Origin of the sequence: Arthrobacter sp. NPDC093128 (assembly GCF_040683875.1) — a bacterium.
Classification (GTDB): Bacteria; Actinomycetota; Actinomycetes; order Actinomycetales; family Micrococcaceae; genus Arthrobacter.
Window position 1 is genome coordinate 291672 of record NZ_JBFBEY010000001.1, and the last position, 15678, is coordinate 307349.

Annotated in this window: 14 protein-coding genes; 10 read left to right on the forward strand and 4 right to left on the reverse strand. The window is 64.5% G+C overall.

Annotated elements, in window-relative coordinates:
• The first annotated feature begins 130 nt into the window (after positions 1-130).
• The 4 genes from AB0N24_RS01415 (at position 131) to AB0N24_RS01430 (ending at position 5546) form a co-directional block, all read left to right on the forward strand.
• Complete coding sequence (locus tag AB0N24_RS01415; protein WP_364119406.1) at positions 131-1816, forward strand: ABC transporter substrate-binding protein; 1686 nt, start codon at positions 131-133, stop codon at positions 1814-1816.
• 133 nt (positions 1817-1949) lie between these two features.
• Positions 1950-2879: an ABC transporter permease gene (locus tag AB0N24_RS01420; RefSeq protein ID WP_364119409.1), complete on the forward strand. Its 930-nt coding sequence runs from the start codon at positions 1950-1952 to the stop codon at positions 2877-2879.
• A complete protein-coding gene (locus tag AB0N24_RS01425) occupies positions 2869-3819 on the forward strand; it encodes an ABC transporter permease (protein WP_364119412.1) in 951 nt (316 codons plus the stop codon). Before AB0N24_RS01420 ends, AB0N24_RS01425 begins: the two co-directional genes overlap by 11 nt.
• 11 nt (positions 3820-3830) lie before the next feature.
• Positions 3831-5546 carry an ABC transporter ATP-binding protein gene (locus tag AB0N24_RS01430; protein ID WP_364119415.1) on the forward strand — a complete coding sequence of 572 codons (1716 nt, stop codon included), beginning with the start codon at positions 3831-3833 and terminating at the stop codon, positions 5544-5546.
• Positions 5547-5645: 99 nt separating this feature from the next.
• Here AB0N24_RS01430 and AB0N24_RS01435 read toward each other — a convergent pair whose 3' ends face one another.
• Positions 5646-6599, reverse strand: coding sequence for a GDSL-type esterase/lipase family protein (locus AB0N24_RS01435; RefSeq protein ID WP_364119418.1), 954 nt, complete (start codon positions 6597-6599; stop codon positions 5646-5648).
• A gap of 275 nt (positions 6600-6874) precedes the next feature.
• Between AB0N24_RS01435 and typA the strand changes: the two genes are divergently transcribed.
• Together typA and AB0N24_RS01445 are read left to right on the forward strand one after the other, a co-directional pair.
• Positions 6875-8803, forward strand: coding sequence for a translational GTPase TypA (gene typA, locus AB0N24_RS01440; RefSeq protein ID WP_364119421.1), 1929 nt, complete (start codon positions 6875-6877; stop codon positions 8801-8803).
• A gap of 48 nt (positions 8804-8851) precedes the next feature.
• On the forward strand, positions 8852-9220 hold the full coding sequence (locus AB0N24_RS01445) for a hypothetical protein (RefSeq protein ID WP_364119423.1): 369 nt from the start codon (positions 8852-8854) through the stop codon (positions 9218-9220).
• A 7-nt stretch (positions 9221-9227) separates the two neighbouring features.
• Here AB0N24_RS01445 and AB0N24_RS01450 read toward each other — a convergent pair whose 3' ends face one another.
• On the reverse strand, positions 9228-9737 hold the full coding sequence (locus AB0N24_RS01450) for a helix-turn-helix domain-containing protein (protein WP_364119426.1): 510 nt from the start codon (positions 9735-9737) through the stop codon (positions 9228-9230).
• A 61-nt stretch (positions 9738-9798) separates the two neighbouring features.
• Between AB0N24_RS01450 and AB0N24_RS01455 the strand changes: the two genes are divergently transcribed.
• Positions 9799-11118, forward strand: a complete 1320-nt coding sequence (locus AB0N24_RS01455; protein WP_364119429.1) for an MFS transporter — start codon at positions 9799-9801, stop codon at positions 11116-11118.
• Here AB0N24_RS01455 and AB0N24_RS01460 read toward each other — a convergent pair.
• Positions 11115-11360, reverse strand: a complete 246-nt coding sequence (locus tag AB0N24_RS01460) for a hypothetical protein (RefSeq protein ID WP_364119432.1) — start codon at positions 11358-11360, stop codon at positions 11115-11117. The genes AB0N24_RS01455 and AB0N24_RS01460 overlap by 4 nt on opposite strands.
• 151 nt (positions 11361-11511) lie before the next feature.
• Here AB0N24_RS01460 and fdxA point away from each other — a divergent pair, with 151 nt between their 5' ends.
• From fdxA to AB0N24_RS01475, 3 genes are all read left to right on the forward strand, one after another.
• Positions 11512-11838 carry a ferredoxin gene (gene fdxA / locus AB0N24_RS01465; RefSeq protein ID WP_055796733.1) on the forward strand — a complete coding sequence of 109 codons (327 nt, stop codon included), beginning with the start codon at positions 11512-11514 and terminating at the stop codon, positions 11836-11838.
• 10 nt (positions 11839-11848) lie between these two features.
• Entirely contained in the window at positions 11849-12997 is a 1149-nt protein-coding gene (gene dapC, locus AB0N24_RS01470; protein ID WP_364119436.1) for a succinyldiaminopimelate transaminase, read from the forward strand.
• 259 nt (positions 12998-13256) lie between these two features.
• Complete coding sequence (locus AB0N24_RS01475; RefSeq protein WP_104172158.1) at positions 13257-14540, forward strand: citrate synthase; 1284 nt, start codon at positions 13257-13259, stop codon at positions 14538-14540.
• A 55-nt stretch (positions 14541-14595) separates the two neighbouring features.
• On the opposite strand, the gene galE is transcribed toward AB0N24_RS01475, so the two are convergent.
• On the reverse strand, positions 14596-15612 hold the full coding sequence (gene galE, locus AB0N24_RS01480) for a UDP-glucose 4-epimerase GalE (RefSeq protein ID WP_364119439.1): 1017 nt from the start codon (positions 15610-15612) through the stop codon (positions 14596-14598).
• Positions 15613-15678 lie beyond the last annotated feature (66 nt).

Genomic DNA, 15678 nt, shown 5'->3' on the forward strand with positions numbered 1-15678 from the left:
TCCATTATTTGGACAGGGTGCGGTTAGGCTACTCACTTATGTATGCCACGTCACAGGACACCTCTGTGCCTGGGCCTGCAGGGAAAACACGAATTTCCCTACTCAACTCCCACAACTCATAGGAGGCGGAATGCGTTTTTCGCGCACTTCCAAAGCACTGGGCATGGTTGCCATCGCAGCCCTCGCCCTGACCGGATGCGGCGCCGGCGCCGGCGCCACTGACGGTGGCAGCCAGCCTGCCGGCGACCCCAACAAGGTCATCACCGCGTACAGCAATGAACCGCAGCACCCCCTGATGCCCGCCGACACCAGCGAAGTCTATGGTGGCCGCGTGGTTGAGCTCCTGTTCGAGGGCCTGCGCAGCTACGACCCCAGCGGCAAGTCGGTCAACGCGCTGGCCGAGTCCATCGAATCCGCGGACGGCCAGAACTACACCATCAAGGTGAAGTCAGGCAGCAAGTTCACCAACGGCGAGGCCGTCACGGCCAAGAGCTTCGTTGATGCCTGGAATTTCGCCGCGCTGAGCACCAACGCCCAGAACAACAGCAGCTTCTTCGAATCCATCGAGGGCTACGACGCCGTCAGTGCCACCAAGACCGAGAAGGGTGCGGACGGCAAGGACATTGACGTCCCGGCCCCCACCGCGCAGACTCTCTCGGGCCTGGTTCTCAAGGACGATTCCACCATCACCGTCAAGCTGACCCAGCCCGAGGCTGACTGGCCGCTGCGCCTGGGCTACTCGGCCTTCATGCCGTTGCCCGCGGACGCCATCAAGGACAAGAAGAAGTTCGGCGAGAACCCGATCGGCAACGGTCCGTACAAGATGGCCAAGGAAGGCGCCTGGCAGCACGACAGCCAGATCGAACTGGTCAAGAACGCCGACTACGCCGGTCCGCGTGCCGCGAAGAACGGCGGCGTGACCTTCAAGTTCTACACCGATCCGGCTCCGGCCTACACGGACATCCAGGCCAACAACCTCGACGTCACGGACGTTCTACCGACGGACGCCCTCAAGACCTACACCACTGACTTCCCTGAGAACCACCTCAACAAGCCGTATGCAGGCAACGCCACCCTGAACATCCCGGGCTACCTGCCCGAGTTCCAGGGCGAAGCGGGCAAGTTCCGCCGCCAGGCCCTCTCCATGGCCATCAACCGCGAAGAGATCACCAAGGTCATCTTCTCCGGCACCCGCATCCCGGCGAAGGACTTCACGTCCCCGGCCGTTGACGGCTACAACGACAATATTGCAGGCTCAGATGTCCTCAAGTTTGACGCCACCAAGGCCAAGGAGCTTTGGACGAAGGCGGATGCCATCAGCCCGTGGCCGGCTGACAAGACCCTGCAGCTTGCCTACAACACCGACGGCGGCAACAAGGAATGGATCGACGCCGTTGCCAACAACTTCAAGAACAACCTGGGCATCAAGGCCGAAGGCCAGCCCTTCGCCAAGTTCGCCGAGATCCTGAAGCTGCGCACCGCCAAGAACCTGCCGGGTCTGACCCGAGCGGGCTGGCAAGCAGACTACCCGTCGCTGTTCAACTTCCTGGGGCCCGTCCTGAAGACTGGGGCCAGCGCCAACTACGAGGCCTACACGAACCCTGAGTTCGACAAGCTGCTCACCGCAGGCCTGGCCGCGAAGTCCACGGATGACGCCAACAAGAAGTTCACCCAGGCCCAGGAGATCCTCTTCCAGGATCTCCCCAACCTGCCCTTGTGGTATCAGGCACGCCAGGCCGTCTGGAGCCAGAACGTCAGCAACGTCGACTCAGGCTGGAACGGCGTCCTGCAGTACTGGGCCATCACCGCCAAGTAGTCCTCGGAACAAATCCACGCCAAAAAGCTAGTGGGGGTTCGGCCATAAGCCGGGCCCCCATAGCCTTGGAACCGGCACGAAAGCTGTCCTACATGAACCCCCTTAGCCCCACAAACGCTCAGGAGACGTTGCTGTGATCCAGTACATTCTCCGGCGCCTTTTGCAGATCATTCCGGTCTTCATCGGAACCACGCTGCTCGTCTACTTCATGGTCTTCGCCCTTCCGGGTGACCCCATCCGCGCGCTGTTCGGCGACCGTCCCCCCAGCGAAGCCGTCATCGCGCAGCTCCGCCAGCAGTACAACCTCGACCAGCCGTTCTGGGTGCAGTACGGGCTCTTCCTCAAGAACCTGTTCACCTTCAACCTCGGCGTCGATTTCACCGGCCAGCCCATCGCGGCGTCCCTGGGCCGGATCTTCCCCGTCACCGTCATGCTGGCCGTCGAAGCCCTCATTATCCAGACTGTCTTCGGCGTGACCTTCGGCCTCGTCGCCGGACTCCGCAAGGGCAAGGTGTTCGATGCGACGGTGCTTATCGCGTCCCTGGTGGTCATCGCCATCCCTACCTTTGTGCTCGGCTTCGTCCTGCAGTTGCTGGTGGGTGTTCAGCTCGGCTGGGCCAAGCCGACTGTCGGCGCCACCGCGGACTGGGGCAACCTGATCCTTCCTGCCACGGTGCTGGGACTGGTTTCCTTCGCCTACGTCCTGCGGCTCACGCGTGCCTCGGTTATCGAAAACATGAACGCCGACTACGTGCGCACGGCCACCGCGAAGGGCCTGTCACGGCCGCGCGTTGTGGTCACGCACATCCTGCGCAACTCAATGATTCCGGTCATCACCTACCTGGGCGCCAGCCTCGGCGGCCTGATGGGCGGCGCCATTGTCACGGAGAGCATCTTCAACGTCCCGGGCGTCGGCCAAAAGCTGTTCCAGGCCGTCATCCGCAGCGAGGGCCCCACCGTGGTCGCGATTGTCAGCGTCCTGGTGCTCGTCTTCGTCATTGCCAACCTGTTGGTCGATTTGCTGTACGCCTGGCTTGATCCAAGGATCCGTTATGAAAACTAATCGCGATATCGAGCACTTCGTTGCCCCCGTGGAGGAGACCCCTCTGCTCGCAACGGACTCGCTCAAAGTAGACCAGGCACCGCTGAGCCTCTGGGCGGACGCCTGGCGCAAGCTCCGCCGTCGTCCGCTGTTCATCATTTCCGCTGTGATGATCGCGCTGATCATCCTGGTGGCGCTCTTCCCGGGCCTGTTCACCCAAGTGGAGCCCAACAACAACTGCCAGTTGGCGAACTCCGACGGAGCTCCCGGAGCGGGGCACCCGCTCGGCTTCACCTTCCAGGGCTGCGATGTTTACTCCCGTATCATCCACGGCACCCAGGCGTCGCTGATGGTGGGCGTCTTCTCCGTGCTTTTCGTCGTTATCATCGGGGTCACCCTCGGCGCCCTCGCGGGCTTCTACGGCGGCTGGCTCGATGCCGTGATTGCCCGTCTCGGCGACATCTTCTTCGCCCTCCCGCTTGTCCTGGGCGCACTGGTGGTCTCGCAGCTTCCGTTCATGCGTGACAACCGCGGCGTCTGGACGGTGGTCCTGATCCTCGTGGCACTGGGCTGGCCGCAGATGGCGCGCATCACCCGCGGCGCCGTGATTGAAGTGCGCAACGCCGACTTCGTCACCGCTGCCCGCTCGCTGGGCGTCTCGCGCATCGGCTCACTGGTCCGGCACGTGCTGCCGAATGCCCTCGCGCCGATCATCGTCCTGGCCACCATGGAACTCGGCGTCTTCATCGTGGCGGAAGCCACGCTGTCCTTCATCGGCATCGGGCTGCCCGGCAGCATCATGTCCTGGGGCAACGACATCGCCGCCGCCAGGTCGTCCGTCCGCACGAACCCGGCCATCCTGCTGTACCCGGCCATGGCGCTGTCCGTCACCGTCCTGAGCTTTATCATGCTCGGCGACGCACTGCGTGACGCCCTCGACCCGAAGAGCCGTCAACGATGAACGAGGCAATCATGACAACTTCCGATGTCAGAATCAGGGAGGCCGCGCTGGCCGACAAGCCGCTCCTGGAAATCCGCGACCTCGCCATTTCCTTCAAAACCGGTTCCGGTGAGGTCCAGGCCGTCCGGAACGCCCACCTGACCATCATGCCCGGTGAAACCGTCGCGATTGTGGGGGAGTCGGGCTCCGGAAAGTCGACGACGGCGCTGGCCGCCATCGGACTGCTGCCCGGCAACGGCCGGGTTTCCGGCGGGCAGATCCTGCTCGACGGCGAGGACATTTCCCATGCCTCGGAAAAGCGCATGATCGAGCTGCGCGGAAACACCATCGGCATGGTCCCGCAGGACCCGATGTCAAACCTCAACCCGGTCTGGAAGATCGGCTACCAGGTCAAGGAAACGCTGCGCGCCAACGGCCGTCCCAGCGGACCGGCCGACGTAGCGAAGGTTCTCTCCCAGGCGGGCCTTCCCGACGCCGAACGCCGGGCAAAGCAGTACCCGCACGAGTTTTCCGGCGGCATGCGCCAGCGCGCGCTGATCGCCATCGGACTGTCCTGCCAGCCGAGGCTGCTCATCGCCGACGAGCCCACTTCCGCGCTGGACGTCACCGTCCAGCGCCAGATCCTCGACCACCTCGAAACGATGACCTCGGAACTGGGCACGTCAGTGCTCCTCATCACCCACGACCTGGGCCTCGCAGCAGAACGCGCGGACAAGGTTGTGGTGATGTACCGCGGCAACGTGGTGGAGGCCGGGCCGTCGCTGGAGCTGCTGCAGAACCCGCAGCACCCATACACGCAGCGCCTCGTCGCCTCGGCACCATCACTGGCGTCTCGGCGCATCCAGGTGGCCAAGGAGCTCGGTGTCGAATCGGACGAGCTGCTCGCTCAGGGCGAGCCGGTCGTCGTCGAGCCGACCATGACCGAAGACGTGCTGCAGATCCAGAACCTCCGCAAGGTGTTCAAGTTGCGCTCCGGCTTCGGCAAGTCGACCGACTTCACCGCCGTCGACGACGTTTCCTTCAGCGTCAAGCGCGGCACCACGACGGCGATCGTGGGGGAGTCGGGTTCCGGCAAGTCCACCGTGGCCCAGATGGTGCTGAACCTGCAGAAGCCCACCTCCGGCAAGATCGTGTTCGACGGAGTGGATACCTCCACCCTGAACAACAAGGAGATCTTCGCCTTCCGCCGCCGCGTGCAGCCGATCTTCCAGGATCCCTACGGCTCCCTGGACCCGATGTACAACATCTTCCGGACCATCGAGGAACCGCTGCGGACCCACAAAATCGGGGACAAGGCCAGCCGCGAGAAGAAGGTCCGCGAGCTCCTGGACCAGGTGGCGCTGCCGCAGTCCACCATGCAGCGGTACCCGAATGAACTCTCCGGCGGCCAGCGGCAGCGCGTGGCCATCGCGCGTGCACTGGCACTCGATCCGGAAGTGATCATCTGCGACGAGGCGGTCTCCGCCCTCGACGTGCTGGTCCAGGCGCAGGTGCTGAACCTGCTCGCAGACCTGCAGTCGCGGCTGGGCCTGACCTACCTGTTCATTACCCACGACCTTGCCGTGGTCCGCCAGATCGCGGACCACGTGTGCGTCATGGAAAAGGGCAAGCTGGTTGAGACCGGTTCAACGGATGACGTCTTCGATGATCCGCAGCGGGACTACACGAAGGCACTGCTCCACGCCATTCCGGGCGCGCGGCTGATGCTGCCGCCCGAAGTCGCCTAAGGCAGCTGCTTAACCAAGGGAGCCGGTGCCCACCCCTGCAGGGGGCGGGCACCGGCTCCTTTTAATACGTGGACAGTCGCTAAAGTCGGGAGGCCCTGCTCAACCGAGCGGCAACGCCGACGTGGCCAGCTCAGGCGGAGCGTGTAGCCCCAGTTCCTGCAGCCTGGTGGCCAGCAGGCCACCCAGTGCCTTGTGGCCGACGTTGTTCATGTGCACGCCGTCCGCCAGTTCCTTGGCCAGGTTGTACTTCGTCAGCCAGTCACCCACGCTGACAAAGGGAATCGAGTGCTTGGCCGCCACCGTGCCGAGCAAGGCATCCACCTGCGACCGGCGGCCGCCACCGTAATTGATGCCGCGGGCCAGGGTGCCGATCATGGCGAACTTGGCCCCCGGATAGCGCTGCTTCAGCGACGAGATCAGGCGTTCGGCGTTGGCCACGATCTGGGCGTCAGTGGCTCCGCGTGCGGCATCGTTCCCGCCGCCCTGGATGACCACGAGCGCCGGTGAACCGTAGGGGAGCTGCCAGTCGCCGCGCTGCAGGGCATCGATGTAGTTGCCGGTCTTGCCGTTCGAGGCAACAAACCCGGTGCCGCCGCGGCCGCAGAAGAAGACGTTGTAGCCGATGGCGGCCAGTCCCTGGCGGGGCCAGCCGGCTTCCGGTTCGGACTGGGAATCGCCTATCAGGACGGCGGTCCGCCTGATGTTGGCCACAATGACTTCGTTCCGGCCGTTTGCGGGGTTCCTGTAAACGGACCCGGGCGCCATGGTGGACGGATCCGGCTCCGTGGCCAGCTGTGCCTTACCCGCTGAACCGGCAGCAACCGGTTCGCCCGGCGCCGCGGCCACGGGGGCGGCCTCTGATTTCCGGGGGGCGGCCGCTGCCTTGGGGGAAACTGCCTCGGCGGACGGCTGTGATGCCTGGGCGCTTGCGGCGGGAACTGTGGATCCCGTGGCAGCGTCTGGTGTTTGTGGTGCCTGCCCGCAGCCGGCCATCAGAACGCCGACGGCGATCATAGGTGCGACGAAGCGGGTCAGAGCCGAGGCATTGCGCATCTGTGGTCTCCGGGCTTTTCTTTGCTGTTATCACCGTAATAATGGGGCATCCCACCAGGAATATCCAGTAACTTTAGGCACGATTCGTCCCATTCCGGTGACGATCCTGTAACGGGGCCGGAACCGGGCCAGTTTCTGGTTTTTAGGCCAATAAATGACCTAGCGCTTAGACTGGTAGAAGGCGCCCTGTGCCAAAGGGTCTCGTCCGTCGTGCGTTCCGGTTGGAAATGTCGCGATACCACAGCTGACTTCACCACTGAATCGAGCAATAACGCATGTCTGAAACCACCACCAACACCGCGGTAGCCACTGCATCGCGCAGTGACCTGCGCAACGTCGCGATCGTGGCCCACGTTGACCACGGCAAGACCACCCTGGTCGACGCCATGCTCAAGCAGACCAACTCCTTTGCCGAGCACAACCACCTCGAAGACCGCGTCATGGACTCCGGTGACCTGGAACGCGAAAAAGGTATCACCATCCTGGCCAAGAACACCACGGTGGCCTACAACGGACCGTCCTCCAACGGCGAGACCATCACGATCAATGTGATCGACACCCCGGGCCACGCCGACTTCGGTGGCGAGGTGGAGCGCGGCCTGTCCATGGTTGACGGCGTGGTGCTCCTCGTCGATGCCTCCGAGGGTCCGCTGCCGCAGACCCGTTTCGTGCTTCGCAAGGCCCTTGCCGCGCACCTGCCGGTGATCCTGCTGGTCAACAAGACCGACCGCCCCGATGCGCGGATCGACGAAGTTGTCCACGAGTCTATGGACCTGCTCCTGGGCCTGGCCTCCGACCTCGCCGACGAAGTTCCGGACCTCGACCTGGACAAGATCCTCGAAGTTCCGGTCGTCTACGCAGCAGCCAAGGTTGGCCGCGCCTCCCTCGAGCAGCCGGCTGACGGCACCGCTCCGGAGAACGAGGACCTTGAGCCGCTGTTCAAGACCATCATCGAGCACATCCCGGCACCGACGTACAACCCGAACGGTGTCCTGCAGGCGCACGTCACCAACCTGGACGCCTCACCGTTCCTGGGCCGCCTGGCTCTGCTCCGCATCTACAATGGCACCCTGCGCAAGGGCCAGACCGTCGCTTGGGCACGTGCCAACGGCGAGCTGAAGAACGTCAAGATCACCGAACTGCTGGCCACGAAGGCACTTGACCGCGTCCCCACCGAGTCCGCAGGCCCGGGCGAGATTGTCGCCGTCGCCGGCATCGAGGAGATCACCATCGGTGAGACCCTGACCGACGCCGAGAACCCGCAGCCGCTGCCGCTGATCACCGTGGACGATCCCGCGATCTCCATGACCATCGGTATCAACACCTCGCCGCTGGCTGGCAAGGTCAAGGGCGCCAAGGTTACCGCCCGCCAGGTGAAGGACCGCCTGGACAAGGAACTGATCGGTAACGTCTCCATCAAGGTTCTTCCCACCGAGCGTCCCGACGCCTGGGAAGTCCAGGGCCGTGGCGAGCTCGCGCTGGCCATCCTGGTTGAGCAGATGCGCCGCGAAGGCTTCGAGCTGACCGTCGGCAAGCCGCAGGTTGTCACCAAGACCGTCGACGGCAAGATCCACGAGCCGATGGAACACATGACCATCGACGTGCCGGAAGAGTACCTCGGCGCCGTCACCCAGCTCATGGCTGCCCGCAAGGGCCGCATGACCAACATGGCCAACCACGGCACCGGCTGGTGCCGCATGGAGTTCATCGTTCCGGCCCGTGGCCTGATCGGTTTCCGCACCAAGTTCCTCACGGACACCCGCGGCGCCGGTATCGCGGCCTCGATCTCCGAGGGCTACGAGCCCTGGGCCGGCCCGATCGAATACCGCACCAACGGTTCGATGATCGCCGACCGCGCCGGTGTTGTGACGCCGTTTGCCATGATCAACCTGCAGGAACGCGGCTCCTTCTTCGTGAAGCCGACCTCCGAGGTCTACGAGGGCATGATCGTTGGCGAGAACTCCCGCGCCGACGACATGGACGTCAACATCACCAAGGAAAAGAAGCTCACCAACATGCGTGCCGCTTCCTCCGACACCTTCGAGAACCTGACGCCGCCGCGCGACCTGACCCTCGAAGAATCCCTCGAATTCGCCCGCGAAGACGAGTGCGTCGAGGTTACCCCGGAGTCCATCCGCATCCGTAAGCTCATCCTGGACACCAACGAGCGGGCCAAGGCCAACCGCGCCCGCGCTAAGGTCTGATCCGGGCACGTTCCGGTCATCACCCTCGTGAACAATAGAGCTGCCGGCATGGCAGGCGGCATTGCCGCCGCTGTGCCGGCAGCTCTTTTTGTCGCCACCGCAGGGACGGCGCTGCACCGCCAGGAGTGGATGCTGACCGGTGTCATACTTCCCTGGGGTGCAGTGGCAGCCCTGGTCCTGCTCGGCTCCGTCCAGCTGCTGCTCGGGGCGGCCTTCAGGTCCCTGATCCCGACGGCGGCGTGCGGGATGCTGTGCTATATGCTGGCGGGCTGGTGGTCGATGCTGGAGCCCGGCAAGCGGCTCATCGCCGCCGACATTTCCGGGAATATCTGGATCTACGGCATCGCCGGCACATCGGTGCTCATGCTCGCCTGGTGCCGGCGCTACCGGCAGCCGCACACGCAGCCGCAGGCCTGACGGCGTGTCAGCCCGCCGTGGGGTCCCGGTGGTGGGCGATCATCAGCGAGGTGGCCTCGCCGTCGTCGTCCGCCGGGAGCTGGACATATTCCTCAATGACCGCCCGCAGCTTGCCGAGCATTTCCTCGCGCCGGGCGGCATTGAATTTCACGCCGAGCCGCCAGACTTCGATGTCCTCCGGCGGGAGGTCCCTGGTCTCCTGCAGGAACGTCTCGATCAGGACCGGCGCCACGTTGTCCACGGGCGTCTGCCAGGACTTGCGGCTTGCTATGTACGGCACCTCGACTGCGCCCCGGTTACCTTTTCGGCGCTCTTCCGCGACGAGGAATCCGGTCCGCACGAGTGTCCGGACGTGATGCAGGCTCGACGCCGGATTGAGGTCCAGGAGTTCGGCGATTTCCTTGTTGGTCCGTGACTGGTGCAGGCACAGCCGCAGGATCCGCAGCCGCAACGGGGAACTCAGGGCGCGGCCCTTGGCTACAGCGTCCGCATCAGAGTCCTGCCCCGGCCGATTCATAAGGAAAGTGTAGCCAACAAGTGATTGACACATACCAATCACTCCTGCCAGACTGGGCGCCGTGACCGCCCAACCCGCCGAACATGCTGGCGATCCCGCTGCCGGAACGGCTGCGGGCAACGAGCCGCCGGCATCACTGTGGCGGGACCGGAACTTTGCCGGCTTCTGGACCGCGCAGGCCCTGAGCCAGCTCGGCGCCCAACTGGGCCAGCTGGCCTTTCCCGTGCTGGCGGTGACGCTGTTGGGGGCCACTGAATTCGAGGTGGGCATCCTCAACGCGGCCGGACTCGCCGCCTTCCTGATGGTGGGGCTGCCCGCCGGCGCCTGGGTGGACCGCTGGCTGAAACGCCGGACCATGATCGCCGCGGACCTGGTCCGGATGACCGCCATGGCGGCGGTCCCGCTCCTGTGGTGGGCCGGTTCCCTGCAGATCTGGCACCTCTACGTGATTTCAGCGGTGGTGGGAGTGGCCACCGTCTTCTTTGATGTTTCCTACCAGAGCTTCGTTCCGTTGCTGGTTGCTCCCGGCAAAGTGGGGGAGGCGAACTCCAAGCTGGAGGCAACGGCCCAGCTCGCCCGGATCGGCGGACCTGCCGCCGGCGGAGCGCTCCTGACGGTGCTGACGGCGCCGCTGCTGTTCATTGGCGAATCCCTGGGCTACCTGCTGTCGGCCGTCTTCCTGGGACGCACGCGGGACGGTGAAAAGCGGCTCACTGCGGCGGGCAGGAACTCCCTGGGAGCCGAGATCAGGGATGGCCTGGCGTTCGTGGCAGCGCATCCCCTCATGAGGCGCATCGTGCTGTGCACCGGCGGCGGGAATTTCGCCGGCACACTGGTCTTCACCCTGCTGCCCGTCCTGGTGCTCCGGGACCTGGGCCTGGGTCCGCAGGGCATGGGGATCATCATGTCGGTCGGGGCGGCCGGCGGGCTCCTGGGCGCGGTGGCAGCACCGTGGATCGCCCGGCGGATCGGCGAGGGGACGGTCATTCCGGCGGGCGCCCTGGTCAGCTCGCTCTTCCTGGGCCTGGTTCCCGTTGCTGCGCTTCAGGCGGACCGTGCCGTGTCGCTGGTGCTCCTGACTGTTTCCGAATTCGGCTTCGCCTTCGGTGTGCTCCTGTACAACATCATGCAGCTCACCATGCGCCAGCGCCTGTGCCCGCCGCGGCTGCTCGGCAGGATGAACGCCTCAATCAGGTTCGTCGTCTGGGGAGTGATGCCGCTCGCGGCGCTGGCCGCAGGCTACCTTGGGGGAGAACTGGGCCTTGTGCCAGCCATGTGGCTTGGCGTGGCGTTGAGCCTGCTCTCCGTGGCGCCCGTGCTGTTCTCTGCCTTCCCCGGAATGCGCAAGCTCCCGGACAGCGTGGGGACGGGCAGTTCCTAGGGAACCGTCCGCGTGGCGCGCCTCGCCGGCGCCGGTGGCACCGGCTTCGCTGCCACCACCAGTGCCAACGGAATAACGACGGCGGCCCGCCGCGTGCGGACCGTGCAGTCGGTATCGCTGATCGCCACCAGATCGCCCAGCGCATCCGTCAGGCCATCCGATATCCTGTACCGCACCACCACCCGCGTGCCGAGGGAGGCGCCTTCAAGGAACTGCCGGGGAGTAGGGATCTGCGAATTCACCACTTCATACTAGGACTCGGGGCTTGTATGACGCGCCGCTAGGTTCGCGGGAACAGGCTGTTAGATAATAGGCTCAGAAGTCAGCAGTCCGGCGCTCAGGCCGGGAGTGATAACCGGCAGGTGCCGGAACCAACGTGGAGAGGCAAGGGACGTGACGTACGTAATCGCGCAGCCGTGTGTAGATGTCAAGGACAAGGCATGTATTGAAGAATGCCCCGTCGATTGCATCTACGAGGGTGAGCGGTCCCTCTACATCCACCCGGACGAGTGCGTCGACTGCGGTGCCTGCGAGCCCGTCTGCCCTGTTGAGGCCATTTACTACGAGGACGACACCCCGGATGAGTGGGCCGACTACTACAAGGCGAACGTCGAATTCTTTGACGACCTTGGATCGCCGGGCGGTGCCGCGAAGGTCGGCAACACCCACACCGACCACCCGATGATTGCTGCCTTGCCGCCCCAGAACCAGGACCACTGAGGCGCCTGGCGTGACTTCGGCGGTACGCAGCTTCGGCCTCAGCCTGCCCGACTACCCGTGGGAGGCCATGGCGCCCTATCTTGCCAGGGCGGCAGAGCACCCCGGCGGGGCGGTTAACCTCTCCATCGGCACACCGGTGGATCACACACCCCCTCTGGTCCAGGAGGCGCTCCAGAAGGCAGCAGACGCCCCCGGATACCCCACAGTGCACGGTACGCCGGCACTCCGCGCGGCCATCGCCGAGTGGTTCGGCCGCCGCCGCGGCGTTCCCGGGGTGGACCCGCAGCATGTGATGCCCACGGTCGGTTCCAAGGAACTTGTGGCGTGGCTGCCGTTCCTTTTGGGGCTCAAACCGGGCGACGTCGTCGTCCGTCCCACAGTTGCCTACCCCACCTACGACATCGGGGCGACGTTCGCGGGAGCCGAACAGATCGCCGCTGACGACCTGAACGAACTGGACGACGCAACACGGCAGCGTGTCCGGCTGGTGTGGGTCAACTCGCCGGCCAACCCCACCGGAAGCGTCCGCGACGCCGCATCCCTGAAGCGGATAGTGGACCAGGCCCGCGCCCTCGGCGCCGTGGTGGCATCCGACGAATGCTACGCGGAGCTTGGCTGGGGGGAATGGGACGTCCAGCGGGGCGGCCAGCCCGTGCCCAGCATCCTGGACCCGCGCGTTTCCGAGGGTTCCCACGAGGGGCTGCTGGCTGTGTACTCACTCAGCAAGCAGTCGAACCTTGCAGGGTACCGTGCGGCCTTTGTGGCGGGTGACCCGGAGCTCATGGCCAACCTGGTGAACAGCCGCAAGCATGCGGGCATGATTGTTCCCTACCCGGTCCAGGAAGCCATGCGGGTGGCGCTTGGCGACGACGCCCACGTCCAGGCGCAGAAGGACCTGTACCGCGGCCGGCGGGAACGGATCGTGCCGGCACTCGAGGCATTCGGGCTGACCATTCACGAATCGCAGGCCGGGCTTTACCTGTGGTGCACTGCCGGTGAAGCCACCTGGGACACCGTGGGCAGGCTCGCCGAGATCGGCATCGTGGTGGGCCCCGGCGTTTTCTACGGTGATGCAGGCAACGGGTTCATTCGCGTTGCGCTGACGGCCGCGGACGAACGGATCGATTCGGCAGTGGAGCGGCTGACTATCGGCGCGTAGCCGCACGAAGCAGGCGCAGGTCCGTAACAATGGTGTGACACGCGACACAAGTGGGGCGTTTTTGGGGCATTTTGGCACTAGAGGATTAGTGCCACCTTGCCAAGGAGCGGTACTTTTTAACTGACTATCAATGGTGGCTTTCTACAAGAAGGTAGCCCGGCCGTTGGAATCCCTGTCGATACAGGCTCCTCGGGCGGCTTCACCAGATGTTGGATCAAGCTTTCTACAGAGAGGCCCTGACGCCTCATGAGGAGACTCCATGACTGAGACCACCAGCGCAACCCTGCGCCATGCCGGCGGCGAGCTCGAACTCCCGCGCATCCAGGTTGTAGAAGGAAACGAAGGCTACGACGTTTCCAAGCTGCTGAAGCAGACCGGTGCCGTTGCTTTTGACCCCGGTTTCATGAACACCGCGGCCACGACGTCCGCAATCACCTACATCGACGGCGATGCCGGGATCCTGCGCTACCGCGGCTACCCGATCGAGCAGCTCGCCCAGCACTCGAGCTTCCTGGAAGTCTCTTACCTGCTCATCTACGGCAACCTGCCGAGCCCCACCGAGCTGGAAGCCTTTGACCAGCGGATCCGCCACCACACCCTGCTGCACGAAGAGCTCAAGGGCTTCTTCAGCGGCTTCCCGCGGGACGCGCACCCCATGCCGGTGCTGTCCTCGGCAGTGTCCGCTCTCTCCACGTTCTACCAGGACTCGCTGGACCCGTTCAACGCCGAGCAGGTGGAGGTCTCCACCTACAGGCTGCTGGCCAAGATGCCGGTCATCGCCGCCTACGCCCTGAAGAAGAGCATTGGCCAGCCGATGCTTTACCCGGACAACTCCCACAACCTCGTGGAGAACTTCCTGCGCCTGAGCTTCGGCCTTCCTGCCGAGCAGTACGAGGTAGATCCGATCGTCGCCAAGGCGCTGGACCTGCTCCTCATCCTGCACGCCGACCACGAGCAGAACTGCTCGACCTCCACGGTCCGGCTGGTCGGCTCGTCGAACGCCAACCTCTTCGCCTCCGTGTCCGCCGGCATCAACGCCCTCTTCGGCCCCGCCCACGGCGGCGCCAACGAGGCCGTGCTCAAGATGCTGCGCCAGATCCAGGCCGACGGCACCAAGCCCGAGGACTACATGGAGAAGGTCAAGAACAAGGAGGACGGCGTCCGCCTCATGGGCTTCGGACACCGCGTCTACAAGAACTACGATCCACGGGCCAGGATCGTCAAGGACACGGCGCACGAGATCCTTACCAAGCTCGGCGGCAACGACGAGCTCCTGGACATCGCGCTGCGCCTTGAAGAGAAGGCCCTGAATGATGACTACTTCATCCAGCGCAAGCTCTACCCGAACGTCGACTTCTACACCGGCCTGATCTACAAGGCCATGGGTTTCCCGGAGAAGATGTTCACCGTGCTCTTCGCGATCGGCCGCCTGCCGGGCTGGATTGCCCAGTGGCGCGAAATGATCAGCGACCCCAACACCAAGATCGGCCGCCCGCGCCAGCTGTACACCGGAGAGCCGGAGCGCAACTACCCGGTCAGCTAGGAACAACGACGGCGGCCGCCCACCTCGCGAGAGGCGGGCGGCCGCTTTTTCGATGCTAGGAAGAGGTGTAGCCCAGGGGGTTGTTCTTCTGCCAGCGCCAGTGGTCCTCGCACATCTGGTCCACGGTCTTGGTGGTCGACCAGCTAAGGTCGGCCAGGGCGGAGGTGGCATCGGCCCAGAACGCCGGGAGGTCGCCTGCACGGCGGCCGGTGATCTCGTAGGGGAGTTTGTGTCCCACGGCCTTTTCAAAGGAACGCAGCACCTCCAGCACGGAGGACCCTTTGCCGGAGCCCAGATTCCAGCGGAAGACACCGGTACGGTCAGCTACGTGGTTAAGGGCTGCCACGTGGCCTTCAGCAAGGTCCACGACGTGGATGTAGTCGCGGAGGCAGGTGCCGTCCGGGGTGTCATAGTCGCCGCCGAACACCATGAGCTTGTCCCGGCGGCCTACGGCTACCTGGGCAATGAACGGGACGAGGTTGTTGGGGATGCCCTGGGGGTCTTCGCCGATCCGGCCGGACGGGTGTGCGCCCACCGGGTTGAAGTAGCGCAGGAGGGCGATGTGCCACCGGCTGTCCGCGGCGCCGAGGTCTGAAAGGATGTCCTCGATCTGTTCCTTGGTCCGGCCGTAGGGGTTGTTGGCGCCGATCTCCATCTTTTCCACATACGGGATGGGGTTATGCTCGCCGTACACGGTTGCCGAGGAGCTGAACACGAGGGAGCGGACGTCATGTTTGTCCATGACGCGGATCAGGTTCAGCGTGCCGACGAGGTTGTTGTAGTAGTACTTCAGCGGCTCCCGGACCGATTCACCCACAGCTTTCAGGCCTGCGAAGTGGATCACTGCGTCGATCCGGTCCTGGGCAAAGACGGCGTCGACGGCCGGCTCGTCCACGAGGTCAACGTTGTGGAACGCCGCCTCCTTGCCGCTGAGCTCGGCCACGCGGCGCAGCGACTCCTCGCTCGAGTTGACCAGATTGTCGATGACCACCACGTCATGGCCGGCTTCCTGCAGGGACAATACTGTGTGCGACCCGATATACCCGGTGCCGCCCGTGACGAGAATTCTCATGGGCCCAACGCTATCCCAATTGGCCAGCCTGCTGCCCGTGTTGCCCACGCCTTGGCGGCACAACTG